This is a genomic window from Algoriphagus sp. 4150, from assembly GCF_031457395.1.
In the GTDB taxonomy this organism is placed as follows: Bacteria; Bacteroidota; Bacteroidia; order Cytophagales; family Cyclobacteriaceae; genus Algoriphagus.
In genome coordinates, this window is record NZ_JAVDWS010000015.1 from 102,945 (window position 1) to 129,262 (window position 26,318).

The window sequence follows — 26,318 nt, forward strand, 5'->3', positions numbered from 1 at the left end:
CGCTGTGCTGCTTCTCCAGAAGCTGCACTTAGCAAGACTTGCGTCATTTCCAGTATTTAACCACAAAGTGCGCAGAGGTTTTCACAGAGGGCACGACTAGTTTATCGTTGTTCGTTGTACTGCTTAGCACTTAGCCAGTTCAGTCCTGCCTCTCTTCAGGCAGGTCTCCTGACTTGGATCCAACACAATGCCGTCTCCCGATTGCTGTTTTATAAGTAAGAAGTCGTTCGTGGAGACACGAACGACGGCGGAAGATTGAAGACACGAACGGCGGCGGAAAAAGATACGAATGGCGGCGCATACGGATGGATTTGTTAGTCAATCAGGCTAATAACACCTCTGCCGGTATTTTTAATCCTTTGTAGAGTGATTTGATCATCCCCAGAGTTAAGCTTTTCTTTCTGTTAAGAATCTCACATACTCTACTCCGGCTGCCAAGATATTTTACCATATCAGCTTTAGTCATTCCCATTTGCTCCGTACGGAATTTTATACCATCAATCCCATATGTTGGGTAGTTCAATTCCGATTGTTCGTAAATAACCCAACATTTGTCCCGTGTGAACAGCTTCGTGATAAGCGATTCGGTTCAGGTAATCTCCGAGCTTTTTGTTTTGTCCTACTTCTTTTCTCTCAATTGTTATATTCTCTAAATCAGATTCGTTCAGTCCATTTATCATACCCAGGAATTCCACCCAGTATTTCCCGGAAAATTCCAGCTCGTTTTTCAAATCCGAGTATTTTAATTCGACCCAGGGTGATTGGTAATCCCCTAAATTCCCTCGGAGTTCTACAATTCTATGGAAGAGGTGCTCACCTTCCAATACATGTCTTATCATCTCGATAACTGTAAACGCTTTTTCGTCAGGTTTCCAATTCAGGTATTCATCTGGAATTCCGTTCCATAATTTTATGCTCCGTCTTCTGATTTCGGAGAAGTTTAGTAAAATTAGTTCAATTGAATTCATTGATTATATGCTGCTTTTGCTTTTGCCTTTTCTTTGATTAAAGTAGTTGGGTTATACTGCACTGGAATTAGCTCCACCAGACTTGCATCCATTTGTCAGATATTTCCTTCGCTTTCTCGTAATTATCAACCACTACGATCAATTGATTTGAATGGTCGCTGTATTGTGTCAAGATGTTTACATGGGCATTTGCTAGTTCTCTGCAAAATGTGCCTAATTGCCCGGGTACATCTTGTTGTAACTTTTGAACGATTACGTCATTTATTTTTGTGACGGTGATTCCGACTTGAGCTAAAACTTCTTTTGCTCTATCTGCTTCTTCCACTAGAAAATGTGCAATTGAGTGTTCGCCATTACCGAAAACACCACCGCCTTCAAGGCTGATGCTATGTTTTCCTAATGTCTCACCCAGAAGGGCTAATGTGCCTGCTTTGTTTTCTATAGTAATTTCTAAATCCTTCATTAGTACGTTTTACTTGTGAAATACTGTACTGTCACCGGGAGCCTGCTCTCTGTCCATCATTCCGTAATCCCTCTGTACACTCGCTACCCTAAGTCTATAATCGCTGAAAATTAAACTTCTGCCTTTTTTTTGAGCCGTTCTGTGCAATTCAATGGTTCGCCATTGCTTTATACTTTCTTCGTCTTTCCAAAACGACAATGACAACACCTTTTCAGGGTTGGTTATACTCTGAAATCTTTCAATAGAAATGAAGCCTTTTATTTTGCTTAATTCCGGCCGTAGTCCGGCTGCGATGTCAAGATACTCATCCCATTTCCCTTCGGAAGGCAATGCTTCAAATAGTACTGCTACCATATTTCTTGTTTTAATGATTGTCCAAATTTAGGGCAATGCCTACTTTTACATTTCATTTTATACTGAAGTATGGAGGTTGAAGAAACATTTGTAGCAATTTCTGCTTTGATATGTGAGCCTGTAAGAGCAAAAATGCTTTGGAATTTGCTTGACGGAAGGGCATATACAGCAAGCGAATTGGCAATAGCTGCAGATGTATCGGCTACTTCGGCAAGCAATCATTTGTCAAAGTTGCTTGAAGCTGACATCATCAAGGTTGAAGTTCAAGGAAGGCATAGGTACTTTTCGTTCTCGACTCCGGAAGTGGCTTATGCTATTGAGGCATTGGCAAACCTTGCAAGTGATCAGATGTCCCAGAAGCGTAGCAGGCAGGTTTTAAGGAATGGGGTCAACTATTGCAGAACATGTTACGACCATTTGGCAGGCTATGTAGGAGTCTCCATTGTAGAAGCAATGGAAGCGAAAGGGTATTTAGTGAAATGTGAAAAAGAGTATTTTGTCACAGAAAAGGGCTGGAAGTGGTTTGGTCAATTTGATATTGTACAAAAAGAGTTTAAGAATAGCCGTCGCCCATTGACCCGTCAATGTCTTGATTGGTCTGAACGGAGACCTCATTTAGCAGGCCGGCTAGGTTCGGTTTTTTTGGAAAAAGTAATTCATAGACAGTGGTTTAAACGAGTGGATTTTTCAAGAGAGTTGATTGTTACTGCCAAGGGGCGTCAGGAACTTTATGAGTTGCTGGGTATCGATTTATAATGAATACTGCGCCATTTCCGGTTTTTTAACCACAAAGTGCGCAGAGGTTTTCACAGAGGGCACGGCTAGTTTATCGTTGTTCGTTGTACTGCTTTTCCTGAAGCAGCACTTAGCACTTAGCCGGTTCAAGCCTGCCTCCTCAAAAAAAACTCTTTGTATACACTTTGACTGTTTTATGACCCAATGTTGGCAGTCAGGAGACTGCAGTTAACAAGGCACAAGTCTGAAGACTTGCGCCATTTCCTATCGAATAAATTATAGTGATAGACTACTGGCTAATGCTTCTGACAATTTCCTCGCCTATAGCTAACAATGCATCACTTTCTGACTTGGTGAAGTCATAGGGTTCCGACTTGGCGATGCCCAAGGTTCCATACAATTCCCCTTCCAGCATCATGGGAACGGCGATGGATCCTTCCACTTTGGTTTCTTTTGCTGCCGGACGTGCTACACCGGAATCATCGGTCTGCAGATTGCACATTTCTACAGGTGCCTTCCGCTCAGCTGCAATTCCTGCCATTCCCTTACCGATAGGAATGGAAGACATTTTCGGCAATAGGAAGTCAGGTATTCCTTTTTGGGATTTGAGTACCAATAGATTGGTGGTAGGATCAAGTGTGTGGATAGTCCCTGTAGTGCAATCAAAGGCTGAAATAATGGTTTCCAGCAATTCTTGCCAGTTGGGTTCTCCGGATGTATTTCTGATGGAATTGACGATGAAGTCTGTATTGTTCATGGGTGCAATTGAATATATAATGGTTTTATCAATCGGTTTCAGTTTTCAAAGATAGCTTTTTGTGCTTCTTCAGCAGCAGAACTGCACACTGTTATTCGTTATTAAGGAGAAGGAGACAGTCTCCACCGCACGGTTATCTTTACTTGGATTCTTCTATACAGATATCGTGTATTCTCCTTCCTGTTTTTAAGGGCTATTCAACTACTATTTGACTAAAACTCTCCCTTCTCCCCAATATTTTCCTTACATTTTCAGCCTAATCATGAACCTATGAATCGTTTCTTAGCCTCGTCTATCTTTTGTTTTGCGCTTTTTGCTGCCCGGTTTACTTTTGCCCAAACTACCCAATTTCCTTTAGTAAAAGGGTTTGGGGGAATTTATGAAGTTCCTGACGCAACAGAGAGACCTGATGGCAGTCTGGAATATCATATCTTAGTGGATATGTCTACCGGTGGTGCAGAAAACACTGAGATTAGCCGCTGGGTCGACAATGTAGCCAGAATGATGAATCTTCACGGTTTGGCAGGAGTCCCTGCTGAACGCATGCACGTGAAAGTAGTGGTTCATGGCGGGGCGATCTTTACTTTGCTGAACAATAAGGAGTACAATAAACGTTTCAGTATAGACAACCCGAATCTTCCGGTGTATGAGGCATTGGAAGCTGCGGGTGTAGAGGTGCTGGTTTGTGGGCAATCCCTACATGCCAGAGATTTGAAAAAAGGTGATTTATATCCCGGCGTGCATGTGGCACTTTCGGCTTTGACTACTGTGACTACGTATGTTCCGAAAGGCTACACTGTCATGAAGTTTTAATCCCCACTTGGAATAATTATTGGTTCCCGGGGTAATGTGTTTTTGAAGATGAGAAAATCCCCAAGTTCCAGTACCGCAGGGAAAGTCGTTACCGGCTTTTTCATAGCCGCTATTTTCCTGATCGGGATGGCTGGATTGACCTACTATACCCAGAATAGACTCCTTGCTACGATGAAGGAGCTAGCTGAGCCAAATCAGAAACTCAATCTCCTGAATGAACTTCAATCCGAGATTATTCAGATCACCCAACTGGACCATTCCGGGATAGACGCGGATTTCAGAGTACAGGACTCAAGTGTGATTTCTCTCAAGAATAAGCTGCAGGAATTAGGTTCCCTTGCCGAGGATTCTCTTGAGAGCACTTATATACATAGTATACAAACCAATCTGGATACGCTTATTATTGGCTATGTCAACCTGTACGATGTAAAGACAAACTTAGTCAACAAGAATTTTACCCAAGAAGCGCTAAACAAAGTAGAGTTGGGAATCCGCAGGCGTGCTGCTACGTTGGAGCTACGCCCTATTGGCAAGATCAACCCGAAAGATTACCTTTTCAATGAACTGGAGCAGGAAATTACTTTGCGTAAAGAAGCCAAGACCAATCAGGCTATCATAGCCAAGGAAGATGATAGGTCTATTGCTTATCTACGGGATTTGCAAAAACAGAATCTCCGGGATCCCAATTTACCACCAAGTCAGACATTGGACAGTGTACTCTACAATATCAAGGGAGTAATCAACAGAGTGAATAGGGAAGAGTCTTTTCAGAGACAGAGACTGGCTAAAATGGAAGCTGATATTTCTATTAGCCAAAGTAAGGTTATCAGTACCATTCAAAATCTGGTAAGTACACTGCAACAGAGGGCATTGGAGAAATCAAACAGTCAGAATGATTCGGCATATAAGCTGACATATGACATGACGTATTTCTTGATTATGATTGTAATCTTGGCTGTAATAGGTGCGGCGATCATGGTTTATTCGATTTTGAAGGAAATCAAAGTCACAAAGAAATATCAGGAGAACCTTGAGGCTTCCAGGCTGAAGTCCGAGCAATTGGCGAGATCCAAACAGGAGTTTTTAGCCAATATGAGTCATGAGATTCGAAATCCGCTCCACGTGATTCAGGGATACAGGTCGGTACTGGAGAAGTCGGAACTGGATTCCAGTCAGCAATCTCACCTGAGGATGATAGGTTTTGCATCGGATACACTAATGGAAATAGTAGATGAGGTGCTGGACTTCTCCAAATTGGAAGCAGGTAAATTAAAGTTAGAAGCACGTCCCTTTGATCCGGAATCACTTTTTTCCTCCCTCCAGAATTTCTTCGAATTACAGGCTGCAGAGAAGAAGATAGGTTTTGAATGGTTCTTGGATCTTCCGGAAAACAGATGGCTGATCGGGGACCAGCTAAGACTTAAGCAAATACTGAACAACCTGCTGAGTAATGCATTCAAGTTTACTTCTGAAGGCTCAATCCGGGTAAATGTGGGGTGGGGTAAAGGTGTGCTAACTGTGGAAATAAAGGACACGGGTATAGGAATGTCTGCGGAGGTGTTAGAGAAAGTTTTCAGGGAATTTGATCAGGCAGACACTTCGATTTCTAGAAAATATGGTGGTACCGGGCTTGGATTGGCGATTGTGCAACGCTTAGTGTCCTTGATGGATGGCGAGATTACTGCGTCTAGTGTAGAGCATGAGGGGACTACAATGCTGGTGAGTTTGCCCATGACAGCGACAGAAGCTCAGGTGGTAGAATTCAACCCGGATGAAATTGTTTCCCTTGATCTTTCGGGGGTGAAAATACTACTTGTAGATGATGATAAAGTTGGGATCAGGTATTTGGAGACTATTCTAAGCTACTTTGGGGCTTCTATTATTGCTTATACAGGAGGAACCAACTTTCGGGATGAGTTTGTGGCTATTGATTTTGATCTGGCTATTTTGGATATACAGATGCCGGAGTTTTCAGGTTTTGATGTGGTGAAAAAATTACGGTCTATAGACATGTACATGGATATGCCGATTCTGGCAATGACTGCAAATGTCTTCGTGGAAGAACGGGAAAAAATGATGGAAAGCGGTTTTACAGAGATTATTTTTAAACCCTTCCAAGAACGTGTATTGATTGAATGCCTAGGTAAATTTTTTCCAAACCATATAGTGAAAGACACGCCGGTAACTCAGACAATAAGCGAAACTGAGAGCGAATTATTTCAGCTGAAGGACTTGGCTAGGTTCTGTATGGGGGATGAATTATTGCTTCAGGATATCGTTAGGGAATTGATATCCGAAACCCGAAAAGATCTTGAAAAAATGAAAAAAGCCCGCATGAACGATGACTTTGACCAAATCTTGGAGATTTGTCATCAGCTTGGGAGCCGTCTTGGGCAAATCAAAAGCTCAGCCGGGCATATCGCCAGAAAAGTGGAAAACAGTCTGAAAATAGGGAATAAAAATGGTCTCGGCAATACACTGAACCAGCTGGATGAGGAGATCCGCATCTTGCTGACAGCACTTACCGAGACCATCGAAAAAACTGCAAACGTAACAAATTAGTCCAATCCGTATTTCTCCATCTTACTATACAGCGTCTTGCGATCCATATTTAGGATTCGGGCTGTTTTGGACTTGTTGAATTTGGTGTCCATCAGGACTTTTTGAATCAATTCTTTTTCCTGTTCCACCCATTGCGATTTATAATCTTTCGGAGAAGGCAGGTCGGGTGTACGGGAAGTTGAATTTATATTTCCCTTAGTTCCCACTATGCCGGCCGAAGGTTCATACAAATCCGCAGGCAATGCTTCTTTTTCTACATGAAACTCAGAAGAAAGTAAAACTGCGCGCTTGATTATATTTCTCAATTCCCGCAAATTGCCGGGCCAATCGTAAGCAAGGAATATCTCCCATACTTCCGGAGAAAATCCTTTTACATTTTTTCCAAGTCTCTCATTACTTTCTTCGAGGAACTGATCTGCAAAATCTTCCAAATCTTCTTTTCTGCTTCGAAGAGGAATAGCACTCAGCGTAAATTCATTTAATCTATGGTACAGATCTTCACGGAAATGACCATCACCTGCCTGTATCAATAAGTTGTCATTCGTAGCAGCAATAATCCTTACATCGATTTGAATTTCCTTATTTCCCCCGATTTTGCGAATTGTTCTTTCCTGAATTGCCCGGAGAAGCTGTATTTGAACTTCGTAGCTTAAGTTTCCGATTTCATCCAGAAATATTGTGCCGCCATTTGCCATTTCGAAGTGGCCGGTTTTATTTTCCAGAGCTCCTGTAAATGCTCCTTTTACATGACCAAAGAGTTCGCTGCCGGCTAGTTCTTTGGGTAAAGCTCCACAATCTATCGCGATAAATGGGCCGTCTTTTCGTGTGGATAAATCATGGATTCTTCTGGAAATAAATTCTTTACCGGTGCCTGTTTCTCCAAGAACAAGCACGCTCAAGTCTGTGGGAGCGACGAGTTGGATGTGTTTTTCCAGTTTTTCCGCTTCTGTAGAGCTACCTACCACATAGCTGCTTTTGAAGTTTTTCTTAGGCGCTGCAGAGGATGTTCCGACTTCGGAAGAGGCTGCCGGAGCGTGTTCCGTTATTTTGGCAGAAAGAGACTCCTTGACGGTGGCCAAAAGCTCATCAGGATTGATAGGCTTAGTGATGTATTCAAAAGCTCCCAGCTTCATGGCTTTGATCGCAATCCGTATATCCGAGTAATGGGTGATCAGGATCACCTGAGTGTGTGGATAGTTGCTTTTTGACCATTGAAGTAGTTCCATCCCTGTACCATCAGGAAGCCTGAAATCCGCAATGATCAAATCAAATTTTGAGTTGCTAAAAAATTGCTGTGCTTCTTTTACTTTGACGGCCGTCTGGACAGTAAAACCATTTTTCTCAAGAAAGGTTTTAACGATTCTTGAATAGGTCAGGTCATCCTCAACTAATAATATATGCTTCATGAATAACTTTCTTTATAAGGCTAATTAACAAAAAAAGCACCAGACAAGTGTCCGATGCATTTTTACTTAGGTGATTGAGCAACTAATATTGAGCTTTCGGCCATAAATAATAAAAAATTATTCAAGCCGTAGGAGTCGGGGTTAAAGGGAATCCATTGATTGGTTAAGAGGATTCCGACACTACATTTCAAGCCGCTATCATTGTGCCAACTACGATTGGGAAGAGATAGCAATGATTTGAAGGAAAATCACCGACTGCACCTGTGGAATGACCGGCCAAATTGTACTAATAACTAAGCATGGATTGGTTGGAGGTGAATTTGAGATAGATCAAATTAAGATCGGATTGCCAAATTTATAGGAGGCAAAGAGAACTTATTTTGCCGAATATATCTTCAAAAAACAATTACCTTTGATTCTTCAAAATAACATTTGCCAGACTCTATGAGTGACGCTATCAAACACGAATGCGGCATAGCAATGATTAGATTGCGAAAACCTGCCCAGTATTACATTGATAAATATGGGACAGCAGCTTTTGCCTCTAATCGGCTCTATGTCCTGATGCAAAAACAAATCAATAGAGGTCAGGATGGTGCAGGTGTCGCCAACGTCAAAATAGACACCAAGCCAGGGACTCGATATATCAGTAGATATAGGTCAATAGAGCCTTCAGCAGTCAATTATATCTTTGACAAAATCAACAGAAAATACAAGAAAGCCAAGAAAATCGGAGGGCATGATGCTCTTTCTGATGGAAATTGGCTGAAGGAGAATATTGCTTTCACGGGGGAAGTTTGGCTGGGACACCTGAGATACGGGACACATGGCGAAAACTCCATAGAGACTTGTCACCCTTTCCTAAAGCAAAACAATTGGAGAAGCCGTAACCTGGTAATGGCGGGTAACTTCAATATGACCAATGTGGAGGAGCTTTTTGATAAGCTGGTGCAGCTGGGGCAACACCCGAAGGAAAAAACCGATACTGTCACGGTGATGGAGAAAATCGGTCATTTTCTCGATGAAGAGAACCAACGTATTTTTGACAAATACAAGCACCAGTTTTCCAATGAGCAGATCACCCATGTGATCGAAAATGAGTTGGATATGGCCAGAATCCTAAGAAGGTCATGTAGGGATTTTGACGGTGGCTATGCGATGGCCGGTATTGTAGGCAACGGGTCCGCTTTCGTAGTTAGAGATCCTTCCGGTATTCGTCCTGCATATTATTATGCCGATGATGAGGTGATAGTAGTCGCTTCTGAAAAGCCGGCTATTAAATCTGCATTCGATATTAATTTTAATTCCATCAAAGAGATTCAGCCTGGGCATGCGTTGGTCATCAATAAGGATGGTTCTTATGCAGAATCTGAAATAATGCCTGCAAGGGAGAAAAAATCATGTTCATTTGAGCGGATTTATTTCTCTAGAGGAACTGACCCCAATATCTATCAAGAGCGAAAAAATCTCGGCAAAGCGTTGATACCGCAGATTTTGAAGGCGATTGATTTTGATCTGAAGAATACGGTATTCTCCTACATTCCAAACACAGCAGAGACGGCGTTTTTGGGCATGATCGAAGGCCTAGAGGATTATTTGGCAGCAAAAAGAAGAGAAGTGTTTGTGGATGGCAAGCCGCACATGGGCGATTTGGATGAATTGCTGAATTTCCGTCCGAGGGTTGAGAAACTTGTAAGCAAGGATGTGAAATTGCGTACGTTCATTACCAATGACGAAGACCGTGATACGATAGTGGCCAATGTGTACGACACTACCTATGAGGTGATCAAGTCTGGAATAGATACTTTGGTAGTGATAGATGATAGTATTGTCAGAGGTACCACGCTTGAGAAAAGTATTCTGACCACACTCGATAAGCTAAATCCCAAGCGGATTATCATCGTTTCTTCAGCTCCTCAGATTAGATTTCCGGATTGTTATGGCATTGATATGTCCAAGATGAAGGAATTCATTGCTTTCAGAGCTGCTTTGGCATTGATCAAAGAAAGAAAGATCGATAACGTATTGGATGAGGTGTATGAGTCTTGCGTGGAACATCCATATTCTACAGAGAATTTTGTGAAAGGAGTATACAGCTCGTTCACCGACGATGAAATATCCGATAAGATCTCTGAGATTGTTACCAATGAAGATATAAAAGCTGAAGTAAAGGTGATCTACCAGACAGTGGACAGCCTACATAAATGTTGTCCGGATCATCTGGGTGATTGGTATTTTACAGGGAATTACCCTACCACGGGCGGGATGCGGGTGGTAAATAAATCATTTGTCAATTTCATGGAAGGCAAGACTGTCAGAGCATATTAACGCCCTTTTGGAGTATGATTCCATACTCCTTTTAAGGCTCAAAAATTCAATAAAAAGGCACTTGGAAGTTATTCTTTGTGCCTTTTTACATTCAGGACTTTTCTAATTATTAATTTCACCCAATTAAAAAAAAGAAAATGGACATAAACGTAGCCCTTTTAAAAGAAATCTGTGAAATCGCCGGAGCACCCGGTTTTGAGAAAAGAGTTCGTGATCTCGTAGTTGATTTGGTGACTCCACTGGCGGATGAAATCAAAATAGATAATATAGGTAATGTGATTGCCGTCAAAAAAGGCAAGAGAAATCCTGACGGGAAGCGGGTGATGGTCGCTGCCCATATGGATGAGATCGGGTTTATTGTTACGCATATTGATGATAATGGATTTTTAAGGTTTCATACTTTGGGCGGTTTTGATCCTAAGACACTTACTGCTCAGCGTGTGATAGTACATGGTAAAAAAGACCTTGTAGGGGTGATGGGAAGTAAGCCTATCCATGTGATGTCGGCAGAGGAGAAGACTAAGCTTCCGAAGACTACGGACTTTTTCATCGACTTGGGAATGAGCAAGGAGGAAGTGGAAAAGCACATTACAATAGGGGATCCGGTAACCCGGGATCGGGAGTTGATCGAAATGGGAGATTGTGTGAATTGCAAATCAATAGACAACAGGGTGGCTGTATTTATCCTGATCGAGACGCTGAAACAACTCGAAAATCCGGCTTATGATGTCTATGCGACCTTTACTGTGCAGGAAGAAGTCGGGCTTCGTGGTGCGAATGTAGCTGCACACGGAATTAATCCGGATTTCGGTATTGCTTTGGACACTACGATAGCGTTTGACGTGCCGGGGGCACAGGCTCATGAGAAAGTAACGGAACTAGGTAAAGGTACAGCCATCAAAATCATGGATGCTATGACAATATGTGATTACAGGATGGTGGATTTCATGAAGCAGACTGCCGATAAATCCCAGATCACTTGGCAGCCGGAGATTTTGGTAGCCGGCGGTACAGATACGGCCGGAGTACAGCGTATGGGTAAGCAGGGCGCGATAGCAGGAGCGATTTCTATCCCCACCAGACATCTACATCAGGTGATAGAAATGGCCCATAAGAAAGATATTGCCGATTCAATTTCATTGCTGAAGAATTGTCTTGAGCAGATTGACGGATATGACTGGAAGCATTGAGTGATGTGGTATTGGCGATCTAATTCTTGTTAAATGAGAAATGTACTCATTACTATCTGCGTGATTTTTGCGTTACTACTGGTATACCAACTATTAGATTGTTTGATGAGTATCAGTAAAAAGGATAAAATCAAAGTGGAACCTTTTTTAGCCTTTGGAAACGAAACAGATGTTTTTTTCAAAGGAAGAGTAATCAAGGTTTATACACAGAAAAGACCATCTTCCCGTAATAATTGGCTCTCCAATATTGTCGCAGCAGTGAAAAGGTATTCCGGATCATCTGTTCCTCTGGCTAAGGTGGAAATCACTTTTCAGGGAAAAAGCTACGTGGTGTCTACCGATGAGGATGGGGTATTTGAGTTACAGATCGGGGATTCCCAACCCAAAACAGGAGAGGTGGAGCAGGTTACTTTTCAGGTCTTGGAGCCCGCGACAAAAAAATCCCTTCTCGCCTATATGAATGTGACAAGGTATTCGGGGAATAGGGGGGTGATTTCGGATATTGATGATACTATAATCATCTCACATTCCACGGAGATCGGAAAGAAATTTTGGTTATCTATCTCCAAGAATGCCTACACGAGAAGACCTTTGCCCGGAGTGTCAAGATTCTATAGGAAGATTACAGAGGATAAGGCTTTGCCTATATTCTATGTTTCCAGCAGTGATTGGTCGTTGTATGATCTTATCAAAGATTTTCTACGTTACAGGCACATTCCTGATGGACCTATTTTGCTTAAGGATAAGCATATAAATCTCAGGAACATATGGAAATCAGGAGGAGGAGACCATTCTCATAAATTGGAGAAAATAGAGCTGCTGATGGAGATGTTTCCGGAGATGCAGTTTTATTTGATCGGAGACAGTGGGCAGCACGATCCAGAGATATATGCCCAAGTCATTCGGGATTATCCGGGGAGGGTAAAGGACGTTTTTATAAGAGTGGTAGGACAATTGAATCCTTCTAGAATAAGTGAACTCAAAAAACTTCATGGGTTTGATCACTTTCATTTCATCGAATCGTCTGATGAGGCAATAGAGATAGTAGAAAAGGTATCAATCATCACTTAGTTTGCAACCTCCGCTCAAATGGCTAAAAAGTGTCTGCTGATTTACAACCCTATCTCGGGGAACGACTCTATAAGCGGTATCGAACTTCTAGAGATGGCCGAAACGAGATTGCCTAATTTCAGGGTGAAACTATGGGAGACTACAGGGGAAAATGACGAGGATAAAATCCTCACAAAATACAAGCAATTCAGTCCTGATTTAGTTTTGATTGGTGGTGGAGATGGTACTGTCAAATTAGTAGCCAAATGCCTTAAAGAGGTGGCTGTTCCCATGTGTGTCTTGCCGCTGGGTTCGGCTAATGGGTTGGCAAAATGTATGGGAATCAATGATCTGACGGATTCCTGGGAGTCCGTTCGGGATTATGATATCCACCCTATCGATGCGATTCACATCAATAATGAGCTATGCCTGCATTTGGCAGACTTTGGGATTAATGCCAATCTGGTTCAGAAATTTGAACAAGAGGAATCCCGGGGAATGCTCGGCTATGTGAAAAATTCCCTTTCAGAGATTTTCGGTACAGAGGCGATGAATTTCCGGCTGAAAATTGCAGAAGAGTCAGTTAAGATAAAAGCTAAAATGATCGTAATTGCCAACGGTGATCGATACGGCACAGGAGCAATCGTGAATTGTAAAGGAGTCATGGACGATGGCAAATTTGAGATTATTGCGTTCAATCCCGAAACCGCCGAGGATTATGTCCGGATGACCATGGCGTTTATCAGGGGTAATTTAGACCAAGTGGAGGGAGTTCAGACTTGGGTTGTGGAGGAATGCCAACTTGATAATTTGGAAGGAGCAGAATTTCAGATTGATGGAGAAATAATGGAGCCAATTGAGTCCATCACTGCAAAAATTGAAAAACATGCGTTTCGATTTTTGGTTGGTAAATCCTTTACTACTTGCCACACTTCCCCGGATTGAGTTCGCTTGTCCAAAACTCGCTTTTTAAACACAAGAATTCCTTAACTTACCTTATGTAAATCCGCTTCTATGCCACCCTTGAGGTAAAACGAGGGACAGGCATCGTTGCGGATATTCATAATTTACATTGATCTTTTTACATCAATTTTTAATTCCATGTTTAAAAAAGCATTTATAGCATTCCTAATGGGAAGCACATTGATTTCTTGCAGTTCTGAGAAAAAAGAAAGCCAAGTCGCAGATGAACCAACAACTCAATGGATTGAGATGTTTAACGGTGAAAATTTGGACAACTGGATTCCTAAAATTTATCATCATGAAACCGGTGAAAATTACCGGAATACATTCCGTGTAGTCGATGGTACGATAGCCGTAAACTACGACGATTACAATGAGGGTTTCAATGACCGTTATGGGCATTTGTTTTATGAGAAGCCTTTTTCGGCTTTCCATATGACATGGGAGTACAGATTTACCGACCAGTGGTTGGAAGATGCTGCTAGTTATACGTATAGAAATAGTGGCGTGATGTTTCACTCTCAGGCTCCGGAGACGATCTTGAAGGAGCAGGATTGGCCTATCTCTGTAGAATGGCAGATGCTGGCTGAGGAAGAAGAAGGTGTGGCTAGACCTACGGGAAATATGTGTTCCCCAGGCACGGATGTGTTTTTCGAGGGAGTGAAAGATCCTCGTCACTGCATCAATTCTACTTCTCCAACTTTCAAATGGGATGAATGGGTAAAAGCCGATCTGATCGTGTACGGCGATTCCCTCGTCATTCACTTAGTGAATGGAGATACGGTTTTACAGTATACCAAACCGCAAATCGGTGGAGGAGTAGCTGCCAATTTTGACCCTAAATACAAGGTGGATGGAACGCCCCTGACTGAGGGATACATTGGGCTGCAAAGCGAAGGACAGGGAGTGATTTTTAAGAATTTGAAGATTAAAGAGCTATAAGTAGTAGCTGGTAGTAGGACATAAGTATCAAGATTTCAGAACCAAGACTCTAGAGTCAAGAATTTAGAACAGTGATTGTATGAGTTAGGCTCTTGATACTTCTATTGCCGCTGAACTTCCCATTGCCGTTGAACTTCCCATTGCCGTTGAACTTTCCATTGCCGCCGTTCGTGTCCTCACGAACGGCCTTTTACATGTGCCGTATAGCAAGTGATGAAAGTCCACTGCGGGGGGATCACCAACTACTAGCCAAAAGAAAAAGAACGCCCATCATGAGGTGGAACCTGACCGCCGTCAGGCAAGTTCTGAAGGAAGTTGGCGGTAAAACTCTGTTCCGAGAGCCTTTCCAATTCAGCGGGAGGAGACTTCAAGGACGTATGGAAAGAGTAAATGCCAAATTGAATTCTAGTAAGATCAGTTTGGAGCCTCAAGGTTTTCTTAAGAGCTAATTTCAAGCTTATATCCTTTGCCTCGAATAACAACAATATTTATGTTCGGATCAAATTCCAGTTTTTTTCTGAGTTTTGATATGAATACATCAAGACTGCGGCCCACTATAACACCTTCGTCCTCCCATATCTCTTTTTGTAGCCGGCTCCGCTCAATAGCCTCGTTAGGAGACAAGGCAAAAATGTGCAATACACGGGTTTCAGTTCTGGTCAGGTCTATGGTCTTTCCATTTATCATAAGCTTGCGGGTCTCAGCATCGAATGACATGGATCCCAACCTGAGCAAACCCTTATTCCGACTGTAGTGTGAGAACCTCCTCGGTTTGACAGATCTCAAAAAAACTAAACCAACAAATGCTAAGGCTAAAAGAGATCCAAATAAGTACTCATTTTTTGCCAATGAGATACCCGTTGGTTTAAATTGAATGTTGACTGCGTAACATCCAATAGGTTGCCTCCTTCCTTTGCAGGCTATAATGTCATCTTTCTTGTTTTTTGAAATAGCATATCCAAACAATACACTGGCATTTGCAGGGTCCACTACGTTCACAACATAATCACGTGCAAACGGACCTTCGGCTAACAAACTTTGGATAGTATTTACGAGGGTGTCGGGTTGAAAACTAAGCTCATTCTCAAAACTGATCTGATATTCATTTTCGGCGATCTTTTTTATTGGGAGCACCCGTGATGTACTGTCGCCTGACTGCAAGAGCAATTCATGCCCGATTTTTCGAAGTAGAACTTCCTGCCTGGCAAGATCAAAGTCATCACTGCCCAACATGCTAAACCCCACGCTGGCCAAAGAGATAAAAATAAGCAGTACCGATCCAAATAGGTAGTTGCGTTTTTTGGAGAGGAGGTTTTGCCTGAGATCCATCGTGTCAAAATTTTATTTACAAAGTTTACATTCTTCTTTACAATCGAAATTCATGTATCAAAAGTTACCTAAGTACTATTGTGGATCAGCTTTGAAACTTTATGAACAACATGAACGACAAGTTATCCCTATTTTACTTATTTCTGGTTATTGCTCCTTTGCACTTCGGTTGCAGCAAATCTGTAAAAGAGGAGACTAAAAATACCATATCGGCAATCCCCGTTTCCTACGGAGAAAAATATAAGGTAGATACAAGCCAAAGTGTGGTAACATGGATAGGTGGAATGGTACTTTCTCCTGAAGGCCATTTAGGGTATGTCTATCTATCCAAAGGTGAATTACTGATTGAAAAAGGACAATTGGTGGGTGGTACAGCTGAAATTGATATGAATTCAATTGAATATGGAGACAAGGAGAATAAAAATACACCTGTTAAGCACCTGAAGTCACCTGATTATTTTGATGTCGAAAAATTCCCCATTTCTACTATCGCAATTACCAAGGTTGATTCAGTGGATAGCAAGAACATAGAAGTTACAGGAAACCTGACGATTAAAGGTGTCACACGCTCTGTTACTTTTCCAGCCGAGATAGAAGTCAAAGACGGGATTGTCAAGGCAAGAGGCAAAATCTTCATCGACAGGACACAATGGGGTATCCGCTATAGGTCAGGGAAGTTTTACGATAATTTAGCTGATCAAGCTGTTTCGGACAATGTTGAATTCCAGATTAAGATAGTAGCAAGAAAATAAAAACGATAAAATGATGAAATACTTTCCCATCTATACTTTGCTTTGGATTCTTGCTTTTCACACATCCTGTGGACAAGAGCAAACAAACGTACCACAAGATACTATCAAGACCAATAATGCAGGGTACTCTGAGTCGCAACTCAAAGAGGCGGACACCTCCAGGGTGCCTATGAGTATAGTTCGGAATGTAAAACAAGCCAGGAACGGAGACATTTTGATTGCTTCTTATTCAGACGTGTTTCGATACGATGGAAAATCATTTACTAATCTCACAAATAGTAAAATAGGTTCGCACACATTCTGGGATGTGCTGGAAGATCGAAAAGGAAATCTTTGGATTGCTTCTAAAGATTCAGGGGTTTATCACTTACCTGCCGGGGAGACAAGCTTTCAACATTTTACAACAAAGGATGGGCTTGCCAGCAATATGGTGCTGCACATTTATGAAGACAAAACCGGTAATATTTGGTTTGGACCAAGCCGATATGATCCTTCGGCTCCGCTCAGGACAGGTGGGAAATCTTTTAAAAATTTTACAACCGAAGATGGATTTCCCACTAACAATATTCGCTTACTCTTTGAAGACAAAACCGGCAAGCTTTGGTTTGGTCCTCACCTCGAAAATATGTTTGTTTATGATCCCCGTCTGAATGGCGATATCGATAGCTATCGGGACGGACAAGGAAGAGGATTTACCGTTTTAAAAAACAAAGATGGTAAAGCGTTTAATAACGTTTGGTCAATCATCGAAGATAAAAAAGGAAACATTTGGTTTGCTGACGTTTACGGTCTCTGGCGTTATGACCCTTCGGCTTCGCTCAGGGCAGGTGACAGCACTTTTACACACGTATCGGAGAGAGGGGCCTATTCAATAATCCAAGATAAAAAAGGAAATATCTGGACTACCGGTGAGGTCAAACTCTATTCGAACGTCTGGGTACTTTCACGATATGATGCAGAGACATTGTACGATAAAAATCCTACTGTAACCGAAATTTTTTCAGGGCCACCTGCTCTTTTTGGGCTTTTGGAAGCGAAGGATGGAAGTATTTGGTTTGGCGCCGATGGCGTTTATCGTTATGAGGTTGGTCCAGACGGGAAGGGATATACCATCACGGACTTCAAAGCAGATTCACTAAATCAATTCTGATAGATATGAAAAATAAAAGAAACGTTTTGACCTGCCTGACTATTCTGTTAACAGGAGTAATTTATTTTGCCGTACAGGCTCAACAAAAAAATGACACTCACCGCGCTAACTTTTCTGGGGAATGGAAATCCAACCAGTCGATAAGTATGGGCGGAAATATTGTTTGCATATATGACGAGGGTGATCGTATGCTGGCTAAAACAATGAAAATAGCAGAGCGGGCGGATTTTCTAACCATAGAAGCACCAAACCCTTCTCCTGGCGCAGCCCTGGCTATAAGTCTGGAGAAACTGGCCTTCGATGGTAAAGAAAGCCAAATTAATCATGGTCCGGAAAGAGGAAAGAAGTTTACCGTAAAGTGGTCAGCTGATGGACAAACTATGACTGTTAACTCACTTGTACACCTGATGGTCCACACTCCTTATAAGGTAAATCCTCGGGATCAAATGCTTGTTTCTGTAACAGAGGTTTGGAAGTTGAGCGATGATGGCAAGTCTATTATTGTTCAGGCCAAAGCAAAAGAAAATTCTGAAGAAAGTGAGCGTTCCTGGACGACCGTATTTGATAAAGCCAATTAGTATTGAACTACGTATTTGTGCAAGCCCGACATTCGGGCTTTTTTAAACATGCTTGTTTCCGGGTAATTCAATTACTGTCTTAGCGCTTAATAAATCAGTCTATCTCCTTGAAACTTACTGCCCCAAAATCCTATAGAGTTCCAGATTCATGTAATAATGTCCACCACTGATTTCTCTGCGCTCCACGATTCCCATTTCTGCCAAAAGATTGAGGTACTGACGGGCGGTATTCTCAGCATACATTTTTTTGTCGGTGAGGTGCTTGACTTTGGTATAAGGCTGGGTGAATATGGCTTCTACCAGTGACTCTGGCCTACTGATGGAAGTTTCATTTTCCACTGCTTCAAGAATACTGTCTTTGGCAGCTAGGATATCATTGATTTTCAGGTAGGTGTCTGTGGAGGTGACTTCTACTGCTTTCAGCATGAAGAGCAGCCAATCTTTCCAAGCAGCACGCTGGGTGACACCTGCCAAGAATGCATAATAATCTTCTTTATGATTAAGAATGAATTTGCTCAAAAACAAGATTGGCAGATCCAAAAGTCCCTTTTGTGTGAGGTAATGTATATTGAATAACCTTCCTGTTCGACCATTTCCATCCCTAAAAGGGTGTATGGCTTCAAATTGAAGATGCCCCATAGCCATTTTCAATAGTGGGTCAATGGCATGGGTTTGATCATCATTCATGAAATCCATAAGGTTTTTCATCTTGGCTTCTACCACACCCTCTCCTCTGGGTGGAGTGTAGACAGCCTTTCCTGCATTTGGTCCAGAACCACCCTGACGGATATAAGTGTGGGCAAATGGTTTTCTTATGCCATCACTCATCCCCGTGATGGTCTGATAGACCAATTCGAAATAGGGAATATCAAATTCATGATGGACTTGCAGGTATTGGTGGCCCTGCCATAAGGATTCCCGATAATGGAGAATTTCCTTGGTAGGTCCTTGCTTGATGCTTTCATCACTGAAGGCCTTATATAGCTCGTCGTCTGTAGTGAAAATATTTTCAATCTCAGAAGATGCCTTTGCTTCCTGTAAACTGATAGAGTTGATCAACATGCCCTGATTGGGTATAGCAGCACTTCGCCCTTGCAGTCGGGCGATAGCAGCCTTTGCCTCTCCTAATTGCTCAAAAATATCCAAATCCCGAAAATATTGCCCTTCAATGGGGAGCTCAGGAAGATTGTTCCAAGGTTTGGTTCTATCTGGGTTAATCAGGTATGTCATTATCTAACCTTAAATTTTGTCTATTTTAATGTTAACATACAAGTATGACATTAAATTCTATGATTTACAACTGTTCTGACATTAAAATATTAAATTTTTGATGTAGCCTTAGGTGTAAGCCCTAACATTAAGGTTGAATTTTGATTCTAACATTAAATTTTGAAGATTTTAATTGGAGAGGTTATGTGTGAAATACGCGTTAATGCTTAGCACAACACCACTTCAGTCATCGATCTTCCCTCCTCTATTTACTTCAAATACACTGTTTTACCTGTCTTGGCACTTTCTACTGCCGCGGACAAGATTTCTACCACGATCATATTGTTCTCAAGTGAAGGAAGGGCATACTCATCGAGAACAAGATCTCCATTAATTACAGCTAAAAACAGGCTGAACGGATCTTCAAAGGGCGTTTTTTCATATTCTAATTTGAGTTTATTTTCCTCAAAATCGCTATAGCCTTTTGCTTTTCTCACGCTTAGATCAGTAGGATTATCAGCATAGATAGCGCCCGTGAGTCCATAGATTTCCATGTCTTTTCTTCCAATTGGCCAGTTCCATGAAGCCTGAATGATGGCTTGTGAATCATCATAGTTAAGAATAATGGTTGCCTCATCGTCTACTTTCGGATTGTTTTCCGGCTGAAGCTGCTGAGTGACGGCGGTGACAGAATTAGGCTTTTTTCCATCCTGAAGCCAAGTAATCAAATTCGCTCCATAGCAGCCAAAATCAATAATTGCCCCGCCTCCATTTAGTTTTGGATCAGTCAGCCATTCCAAAAACTCATCACTTACGCCTATTTTTTTTGGACCTTTGTGACCGTCGCGCACAACTACTTTTCGTAAGTCGCCCACTTCTCCCTTATTCAAAAGTTCGTAGGCTTTGAAGGTACTGGGATACCATGTGGTTTCGTAATTGGTGATCAGGTGGATGTCGTGCTTCTCCGCAAGTGTCTTCATTTTCTGAGCATGTTCCAGACTTACAGCCAAAGGCTTTTCCACCATCACATGAATGCCTCTGGGTGCACAGGCTTCGACAACCGCCAGGTGATCATAGATATTTCCAAAAGCTGTCACAGCTTCAGGATTCGTTTTGTCCAGCATTTCCTCCATAGAGTCAAATACCAAATCCATGGAAATTCCGTGTTGCTCGGTAAGTCTCTTTGCCAATTCCCGATTGGGTTCAGCTATTCCCACGATCTCAAGATCAGGTCGGTCTTTCGCATTCAAAATCCAACCCACATGACCATGGGTAAGGCCTGCGACTCCAATTTTTGTTCGCTTCTGCTGCGCAAAAGTTTGAGTACTAAGAAGGGCTAAAATGAAGAAGCTGAAAAGGAAGTGGGTTTTCACGAGATTTGGAATTTGAGAACTAAAAAGCCGAAAATTTGGGGTGACTTTGCAAGTAATGCTGTTTTTTATCAATTAAAAATCACTCCTACATCCTCGCAATAGTCATTCCACCATCTACGGAAATCACCTGACCGGTGGAATAGGGAAGATCACCCCGCACTAAAGCGGCAACTACTTTACCTATATCCTCAGGAACTCCCATTCTCGGCTCAAGCGTCATCCCGTTTTTCACACCTTGATGGTAAGTTTCACGTACTTTTTCGATCATATCTGTCTCTATTACTCCGGGGCGGATTTCATAAACCGGGATTCCAAACTCTGCCATTTTCACGGCCAAAACCTTGGATAGCATCGAGAGGGCCGATTTTGACATGCAATAAGAAGCGCGGATAACGGAGGCCACTGTAGCAGATATGGAGGTGATATTAACGATGGATAGCTCTGATTCAGGCTTTTCTTTCTTGAGTTCTGCCATCCATTTTGCGATCGCCTGAGTCAGGAAGAATGTGCCTTTTTGATTGATGTCCATGAGATGGTCGTAATCGTCTTCTGTAATGTCGAAGAAGTCGCTTCGGGTTCTGGGAGCCACACCGGCATTGTTGACCAGAATATCGATTTTGCCAAACTTGGATTTTATTCCTGAGACAATCGATTCTCTGTCGTTTCTGGAGGCAATATTTCCCTGAAGATATTCTACCCGAACACCCAAACTTCTCAATTCTTCCAACGCTGCACTTGCGCTTGACTCATCACGTACTCCGTTTATGGCCAAATCAATGCCTTCTTCGGCTAATTTTCGTGCTATTCCCAAACCTATTCCACGTGAACCTCCTGTGACTAATGCTACTCGACTCATGATGTTTTGATGGTTTTAAGTGTTTCGTGTATTTCCATTTTCTTGTAAAAAGGATCCAATGGAAAGCAACCTGAAATCATTCCGTTTCTGGGGGCGGTGGTACAGTCTGAGAAAGTACGGCATATTTTTGCACGCTTCATAGGAGTTCCGTCTATGACATCAGCCGGTAATTCCGGATAGCTTAACACCATTCTGCCTAAACCTATAGAATCTGCTTTTCCTGATTCCAATACATGTTGAGCCACATGGGGCAGCCATTCCTGAAGATAAGAGTATCCTGAACCTACCACATAAAAATTGGGAAATGATTTTTTTACCTCACTTACTGCGGCTATTTGCCTGGCTACTCCATGAAGTGGATCTTCCGGCGGCATATAGCCGTCCGAAGGAGGGAAGAGTGCGGGCCGTTGGATATGGGGATTGTAATAAGGACTGCCGGCTGTAGTGCACAGCAATTCTATATCGAGTTTTTGAAGTTCCCTGAGGAACTGAAAAGACTCATCAAGATCTTCTCCCTGACCGGTTTCATTTCCTCCGAAGGCATAGTTGTAAGGGGAGGCACTAGCCGGAATCCCAACTCCTTCCGGACCCTGCTTGAAAGGCACCCAGTCAAAAATGCTCATGCGAACACCAATCTCTAAGCCGGGAGCTTCGGCTCTGATTCCCGCTACAATCTCCCGGATAAAGCGTGTCCGGTTTTCGATTGATTTACCGTATTTGCCCTCACGGTCGTAAGCGCTGAGAAACTCATGCCCCAAATAGCCATGACAGTGCTTGATGTCAACGAATTTGTAACCGGTTTTTTGGGCTCGGACTGCCGCTATTACATAGGCATCGATCAACTCGGATATTTCTCCATCAGTCATCAGTGGGTAGTCCTCTGCCAAACCAAATTTCTTGTTCAAGACCGGATGGGAATAGAGAATTTTAGGTTCCATTTTGGTCTTGCTGTTTGGTTTGCAGAATCTCCCTGAATGAGTCAGCTGCAAGCCCGTGAGCAAATCATCCGAATTCCCAAAGGCAAGCTTGTGTTCATGCTCCACCAGTTGATACAATTCCTCAAAATCACCGAGATTATTCTCGTTGATCATCAATTGATTTGGATTTGCCCTGCCTGCCGGCTGAACGGCGACAGCCTCACAGCCCCAAAGTAATTTAGCACCGGAAATTGCAAAGTTCTTCCAGCGTCTTTTGGTGAGCTCGGTAGGCTTGCCGTCAGTGGTGCCGTCCCAGCCTTCCATCGGCAGGATGCAAAATGCATTTCCTATAGAATTACCCGCTCGTGTGGTGTGTGATTTCGCAAAAGCTGAAGTTGCTCCGGACTTTAGTTCTTCGTCAAATTCAAGAGCGATACCTTCCTTGTTGAAGTGGTCACGGAGATTCTCTCCCGTTTTTAGCTGTGCGACCCGCGGATATTGCGGTTTGTATTTTCCGGTGCTCATAGGCCTACGCAGTTAAAGAAGCTGTAATAGTTTTCTCCATTATGCATGCGCTGCAGCAGTAGCGCCAACTCCCGTGCATGATAGTCTCCCCACATACAAGATTCTCCATAAGGAACCTTAGCCGGATCAGGACGATAATCCCAGCCATTTGGCTGATGATAGATGGAGTGCAAAATCAGACCCTGGTGCGTTGGGTCCGTGGATAGATAGGGCTCAGCGAATAGATTCGCTGCTAACTGAATTCCAACTTGAATGTATTTTTCTGACTTGGCAGGATCTGTACTTTTTAGCCAGTTTCCTATACGGATAAATCCTTGTGCCGCAATGCAAGCCGCAGAGGAATCAATTGGTTCATGGGCGTTGAATGGATCTGATTTCGTATTGAGATAATCTCCCATTTCAGTCAAGCCGGGCGCTCCTGTGTCCCAGTAAGGAATGCCGTCTGTAGGCGTATTCTTGAGGTAAAACTCTGAAGTTGCTATAGCGGCTTTGGAAAGTTCTGAGAGTAAGTCTTTCTTAGAAATGACAGCTGAATAGTCGCTTTCATCAATCTTGTCTAGAATTTCCAGCGTTTCTCCCAGTCCGCAGATGGCCCAAGCCAAACCTCTGGTCCACGTGCTAAATCCGGTGTAGCCTTGCTGTGAATTTGGGCAGCGGTAATTGCCGTCATTGGTGTTGAAGATGATTTCATGGGCTGTTCTGCCGGATACATCGTAGGAGTCTCTGCCGTCTCCGTAGAAAATCGAATAGCGAACCGTGCTTAGAATATGCTGGATTGCCCGCTGAATGAGTGAAATGCGTTTGTCATTTTCTCCCTGCATCACATGTCCCAATGCATGGGAAACGACTAGAGCCCTACATGAGCGAATCGTATCCACAAACAAAGAATGTGGTCCATTGAACGAATAGATATATCCACCATCAGGAATTGATGTCCAGCGCATTGCCTGAACGGCTCCGCTGACTTTAAGTGCGAGTTGATAGAAGTTTTTCTCCCAATCAGCCCCTTCGATTTTCTCTTCTTCGATCAGTCGAAGTAGGTTTCCGTAAGTGCTTACATTATTGAAGCCATGATCATGTACACCGGTATGGGTGAGATGGGGTGCCATTTTGGTTAGTGTACTGTCTCTGCCTATTTTCAAGAACTGCTCATCTCCGGATGCATCAAACTGAAGAATGGCCGAGCCGTATTGAAAACCTTGCGTCCATTCGGTCCAGCCACGGGTTACATATTTTCCTTTTTCTGTGAAAACCGGTGCTCCCTTATTGGGATCAAAAGACTTTTCGATCTGTAGAATTTTTTGTCCGGAAAGCTCCCAAAACTTTTTGAGAGGCTGTTCCAGTTGAGCTATGGAAATGTTTGAATCAAGCTTCATGAGTTGTTTTTTGAGTCAAATGATGACGAAGCATCAAGGTAAGAGTTATGACAAAGAGTAGGCAATACATCAGGAAATCCAGAGGATACCCTGCGATAAGATTGGGGACAACTCCTACAAGTGACAATACGAATGTGACTAGCGAGAATGTTGAAAGCCAGATTAACTCTTTGGGAGGATTTTTGAAGATCACTGCTCCCAATACAACGGGAGCTATCATAGAAGTACCCGCAAAACTCACGCGCGCCAACAATACCAATTCATCACTCATGTAGGTAGAAAACACCAGAACGATCAGCGAGAATACCAAGATTGAAATCTTGGTGACCCGCATATTAAATTTGTCAGACCCCGAAAGCATAGATCTAAGCTCTGTGCCCAATGCAAAAATCTGTGCATTGGTGGTAGAAAGACAGGCAGCGAACAATCCTACCACCGCCAAGGCGGCAACGGGCACAGCTTGATCAAATAGCAGGGCATTGGCAAGGAAATCTGCCGTACTCGCTTCAGGATATTTGACCGCTCCATAGAGACCGATGAAAGCTGTAGGCAATATTACCAGAATCGCAAAAATACCCACTGCATAAGCCATTCTATGGACTGATTTTAGATTTTTCATGACCACCAAACGGGTGGTGAATTGGGGCTGCGATACAGGTATCAGCACAATTGCTATGGCTGAAGCGATCAGGAATGGACTGGTGAATAGTCCTTTTGGACCGGGAAGAGTCAGCAGATCGGCATTGGTTTCGGAGACTTTTGCAAGTCCGGATTCCAATCCTCCACTCATTTGGAGACAAGTCACTCCGATGATCCAAATCACTGTCAGCATAATCACACCTTGGATTGCATCGCTATATACGATAGCTTTTAGCCCACCGATTTCTGAATAGATAAGCATGATGAATACCAACAGTGCGGACCAGGACCAGTAGGGGAGCATATCCGGGAAGGCAGCATCCAAAAAGATGGAGATCCCACGGATTTGGATGGCTACATAAGGAATCAAAAAGAGAAATGCACTGGCAAAAACCAAATAGCCGGCAAAGGGATTTCCATAGCAAGATTTCATCAGTCCGGCTACTCCTTTGTATCCGTTAATGGAGGCACGTTTTCTCAACGAATATCCAAACCATATCAGGAAAAAGACCATCAGAGCATCGGATAAAGCCAGGAATATCCAAGCACCAACGCCGTGGGTACGGAAAAAATCCGGCATTCCCATAAAGGTGAAAGCAGAGAATAAGGCTGCCGAAAATGTTAGAAACCCAAGTATGGTTCCGATGTTGGAGCCTGCAAAAATAAAGTCATCCGAGGTTCTGTCTTTTTTGTAGGAACGATAAGATGCATAGCCCAGCATGGCTAGAAATAGTGAGAAGAAGAATATTAACCATCCAATCATTGCTTCTTCGGATCTTCAAATGGAAAGAACTTGGATCCCAAAAATGTAGCAAACACTACTGCCACAGTTATTAATAACCCGGTCCAAAAGATGAATGGGATGCCGGCAAGTGTAGGTTCAAGTTTGTTTTCTTTGAATAAAAAGAGGAAGGCGCCAACAGTCATTAGGATGACAGCAAGCACCAGTATTTTCCATCGTTTGGATTTCATGGTTTTGGGTTAAGGTTATTTTGGATACTTTGGGTTTTGCCCAAAAATCAATTTTAGATCGGCTTAAAATAGCAATTATCTTTTTTAATACTAACCTGTAGTGATGCGCTA

Annotated in this window: 24 protein-coding genes; 11 read left to right on the forward strand and 13 right to left on the reverse strand. The window is 42.7% G+C overall.

The window, feature by feature from the left end; translation table 11 throughout:
• Positions 1-497: 497 nt before the first annotated feature.
• The 3 genes from J2X69_RS17635 to J2X69_RS17645 all read right to left on the reverse strand — a co-directional run bounded on the left by J2X69_RS17635 (position 498) and on the right by J2X69_RS17645 (position 1,785).
• Positions 498-968, reverse strand: a complete 471-nt coding sequence (locus J2X69_RS17635; RefSeq protein ID WP_310106276.1) for a DinB family protein — start codon at positions 966-968, stop codon at positions 498-500.
• A 67-nt stretch (positions 969-1,035) separates the two neighbouring features.
• Positions 1,036-1,431 carry an amino acid-binding ACT domain-containing protein gene (locus J2X69_RS17640; RefSeq protein WP_310106277.1) on the reverse strand — a complete coding sequence of 132 codons (396 nt, stop codon included), beginning with the start codon at positions 1,429-1,431 and terminating at the stop codon, positions 1,036-1,038.
• A gap of 9 nt (positions 1,432-1,440) precedes the next feature.
• Positions 1,441-1,785, reverse strand: coding sequence for an antibiotic biosynthesis monooxygenase (locus J2X69_RS17645; protein WP_310106280.1), 345 nt, complete (start codon positions 1,783-1,785; stop codon positions 1,441-1,443).
• 69 nt (positions 1,786-1,854) lie between these two features.
• On the opposite strand from J2X69_RS17645, the gene J2X69_RS17650 reads away from it, so the two are divergent.
• Positions 1,855-2,541 (forward strand): helix-turn-helix transcriptional regulator, encoded by a 687-nt coding sequence (locus J2X69_RS17650; protein ID WP_310106285.1) that lies wholly within the window; start codon positions 1,855-1,857, stop codon positions 2,539-2,541.
• A 268-nt stretch (positions 2,542-2,809) separates the two neighbouring features.
• Here J2X69_RS17650 and J2X69_RS17655 read toward each other — a convergent pair whose 3' ends face one another.
• Positions 2,810-3,277 carry a GAF domain-containing protein gene (locus J2X69_RS17655; RefSeq protein ID WP_310106288.1) on the reverse strand — a complete coding sequence of 156 codons (468 nt, stop codon included), beginning with the start codon at positions 3,275-3,277 and terminating at the stop codon, positions 2,810-2,812.
• A 270-nt stretch (positions 3,278-3,547) separates the two neighbouring features.
• Here J2X69_RS17655 and J2X69_RS17660 point away from each other — a divergent pair, with 270 nt between their 5' ends.
• Together J2X69_RS17660 and J2X69_RS17665 are read left to right on the forward strand one after the other, a co-directional pair.
• A complete protein-coding gene (locus tag J2X69_RS17660) occupies positions 3,548-4,090 on the forward strand; it encodes a DsrE family protein (protein ID WP_310106291.1) in 543 nt (180 codons plus the stop codon).
• A gap of 48 nt (positions 4,091-4,138) precedes the next feature.
• Positions 4,139-6,652: an ATP-binding protein gene (locus tag J2X69_RS17665; protein ID WP_310106294.1), complete on the forward strand. Its 2,514-nt coding sequence runs from the start codon at positions 4,139-4,141 to the stop codon at positions 6,650-6,652.
• Here the strand turns inward: J2X69_RS17665 and J2X69_RS17670 are convergent.
• On the reverse strand, positions 6,649-8,058 hold the full coding sequence (locus tag J2X69_RS17670) for a sigma-54 dependent transcriptional regulator (protein ID WP_310106297.1): 1,410 nt from the start codon (positions 8,056-8,058) through the stop codon (positions 6,649-6,651). The genes J2X69_RS17665 and J2X69_RS17670 overlap by 4 nt on opposite strands.
• Before the next feature lie 444 nt (positions 8,059-8,502).
• Here J2X69_RS17670 and J2X69_RS17675 point away from each other — a divergent pair, with 444 nt between their 5' ends.
• The 5 genes from J2X69_RS17675 (at position 8,503) to J2X69_RS17695 (ending at position 14,531) form a co-directional block, all read left to right on the forward strand.
• On the forward strand, positions 8,503-10,386 hold the full coding sequence (locus J2X69_RS17675) for an amidophosphoribosyltransferase (RefSeq protein ID WP_310106300.1): 1,884 nt from the start codon (positions 8,503-8,505) through the stop codon (positions 10,384-10,386).
• A 137-nt stretch (positions 10,387-10,523) separates the two neighbouring features.
• Positions 10,524-11,576: a M42 family metallopeptidase gene (locus J2X69_RS17680; RefSeq protein ID WP_310106305.1), complete on the forward strand. Its 1,053-nt coding sequence runs from the start codon at positions 10,524-10,526 to the stop codon at positions 11,574-11,576.
• Positions 11,577-11,681: 105 nt separating this feature from the next.
• Positions 11,682-12,647, forward strand: coding sequence for an App1 family protein (locus tag J2X69_RS17685; RefSeq protein WP_310106307.1), 966 nt, complete (start codon positions 11,682-11,684; stop codon positions 12,645-12,647).
• An 18-nt stretch (positions 12,648-12,665) separates the two neighbouring features.
• A complete protein-coding gene (locus tag J2X69_RS17690; RefSeq protein ID WP_310106310.1) occupies positions 12,666-13,571 on the forward strand; it encodes a diacylglycerol kinase family protein in 906 nt (301 codons plus the stop codon).
• Positions 13,572-13,727: 156 nt separating this feature from the next.
• On the forward strand, positions 13,728-14,531 hold the full coding sequence (locus J2X69_RS17695; protein ID WP_310106313.1) for a DUF1080 domain-containing protein: 804 nt from the start codon (positions 13,728-13,730) through the stop codon (positions 14,529-14,531).
• 438 nt (positions 14,532-14,969) lie between these two features.
• Here the strand turns inward: J2X69_RS17695 and J2X69_RS17700 are convergent, their stop codons facing one another.
• Complete coding sequence (locus J2X69_RS17700; protein ID WP_310106316.1) at positions 14,970-15,860, reverse strand: winged helix-turn-helix domain-containing protein; 891 nt, start codon at positions 15,858-15,860, stop codon at positions 14,970-14,972.
• Positions 15,861-15,970: 110 nt separating this feature from the next.
• Here J2X69_RS17700 and J2X69_RS17705 point away from each other — a divergent pair, with 110 nt between their 5' ends.
• The 3 genes from J2X69_RS17705 to J2X69_RS17715 are packed head-to-tail and all read left to right on the forward strand — an operon-like array spanning position 15,971 to position 18,340.
• A complete protein-coding gene (locus J2X69_RS17705; protein WP_310106318.1) occupies positions 15,971-16,612 on the forward strand; it encodes a YceI family protein in 642 nt (213 codons plus the stop codon).
• A gap of 10 nt (positions 16,613-16,622) precedes the next feature.
• Positions 16,623-17,762 (forward strand): two-component regulator propeller domain-containing protein, encoded by a 1,140-nt coding sequence (locus J2X69_RS17710; RefSeq protein ID WP_310106320.1) that lies wholly within the window; start codon positions 16,623-16,625, stop codon positions 17,760-17,762.
• Between the two features lie 5 nt (positions 17,763-17,767).
• Entirely contained in the window at positions 17,768-18,340 is a 573-nt protein-coding gene (locus tag J2X69_RS17715) for a hypothetical protein (RefSeq protein ID WP_310106321.1), read from the forward strand.
• Between the two features lie 114 nt (positions 18,341-18,454).
• On the opposite strand, the gene J2X69_RS17720 is transcribed toward J2X69_RS17715, so the two are convergent.
• From J2X69_RS17720 to J2X69_RS17750, 7 genes are all read right to left on the reverse strand, one after another.
• Positions 18,455-19,570, reverse strand: coding sequence for a Fic/DOC family N-terminal domain-containing protein (locus tag J2X69_RS17720; RefSeq protein WP_310106325.1), 1,116 nt, complete (start codon positions 19,568-19,570; stop codon positions 18,455-18,457).
• A 248-nt stretch (positions 19,571-19,818) separates the two neighbouring features.
• A complete protein-coding gene (locus J2X69_RS17725; RefSeq protein ID WP_310106326.1) occupies positions 19,819-20,922 on the reverse strand; it encodes a Gfo/Idh/MocA family oxidoreductase in 1,104 nt (367 codons plus the stop codon).
• A gap of 85 nt (positions 20,923-21,007) precedes the next feature.
• Positions 21,008-21,778 (reverse strand): 3-ketoacyl-ACP reductase, encoded by a 771-nt coding sequence (locus J2X69_RS17730; RefSeq protein WP_310106329.1) that lies wholly within the window; start codon positions 21,776-21,778, stop codon positions 21,008-21,010.
• Entirely contained in the window at positions 21,775-23,220 is a 1,446-nt protein-coding gene (locus J2X69_RS17735; protein WP_310106332.1) for an NADH:flavin oxidoreductase, read from the reverse strand. Before J2X69_RS17735 ends, J2X69_RS17730 begins: the two co-directional genes overlap by 4 nt.
• Positions 23,217-24,596 carry a glycosyl hydrolase gene (locus tag J2X69_RS17740; protein ID WP_310106335.1) on the reverse strand — a complete coding sequence of 460 codons (1,380 nt, stop codon included), beginning with the start codon at positions 24,594-24,596 and terminating at the stop codon, positions 23,217-23,219. Before J2X69_RS17740 ends, J2X69_RS17735 begins: the two co-directional genes overlap by 4 nt.
• Positions 24,586-25,998: a sodium:solute symporter family protein gene (locus J2X69_RS17745; protein ID WP_310106338.1), complete on the reverse strand. Its 1,413-nt coding sequence runs from the start codon at positions 25,996-25,998 to the stop codon at positions 24,586-24,588. The genes J2X69_RS17740 and J2X69_RS17745 overlap by 11 nt, the downstream gene beginning before the upstream one ends.
• Positions 25,995-26,207, reverse strand: coding sequence for a hypothetical protein (locus tag J2X69_RS17750; protein WP_310106341.1), 213 nt, complete (start codon positions 26,205-26,207; stop codon positions 25,995-25,997). The genes J2X69_RS17745 and J2X69_RS17750 overlap by 4 nt, the downstream gene beginning before the upstream one ends.
• Between the last annotated feature and the right edge of the window lie 111 nt (positions 26,208-26,318).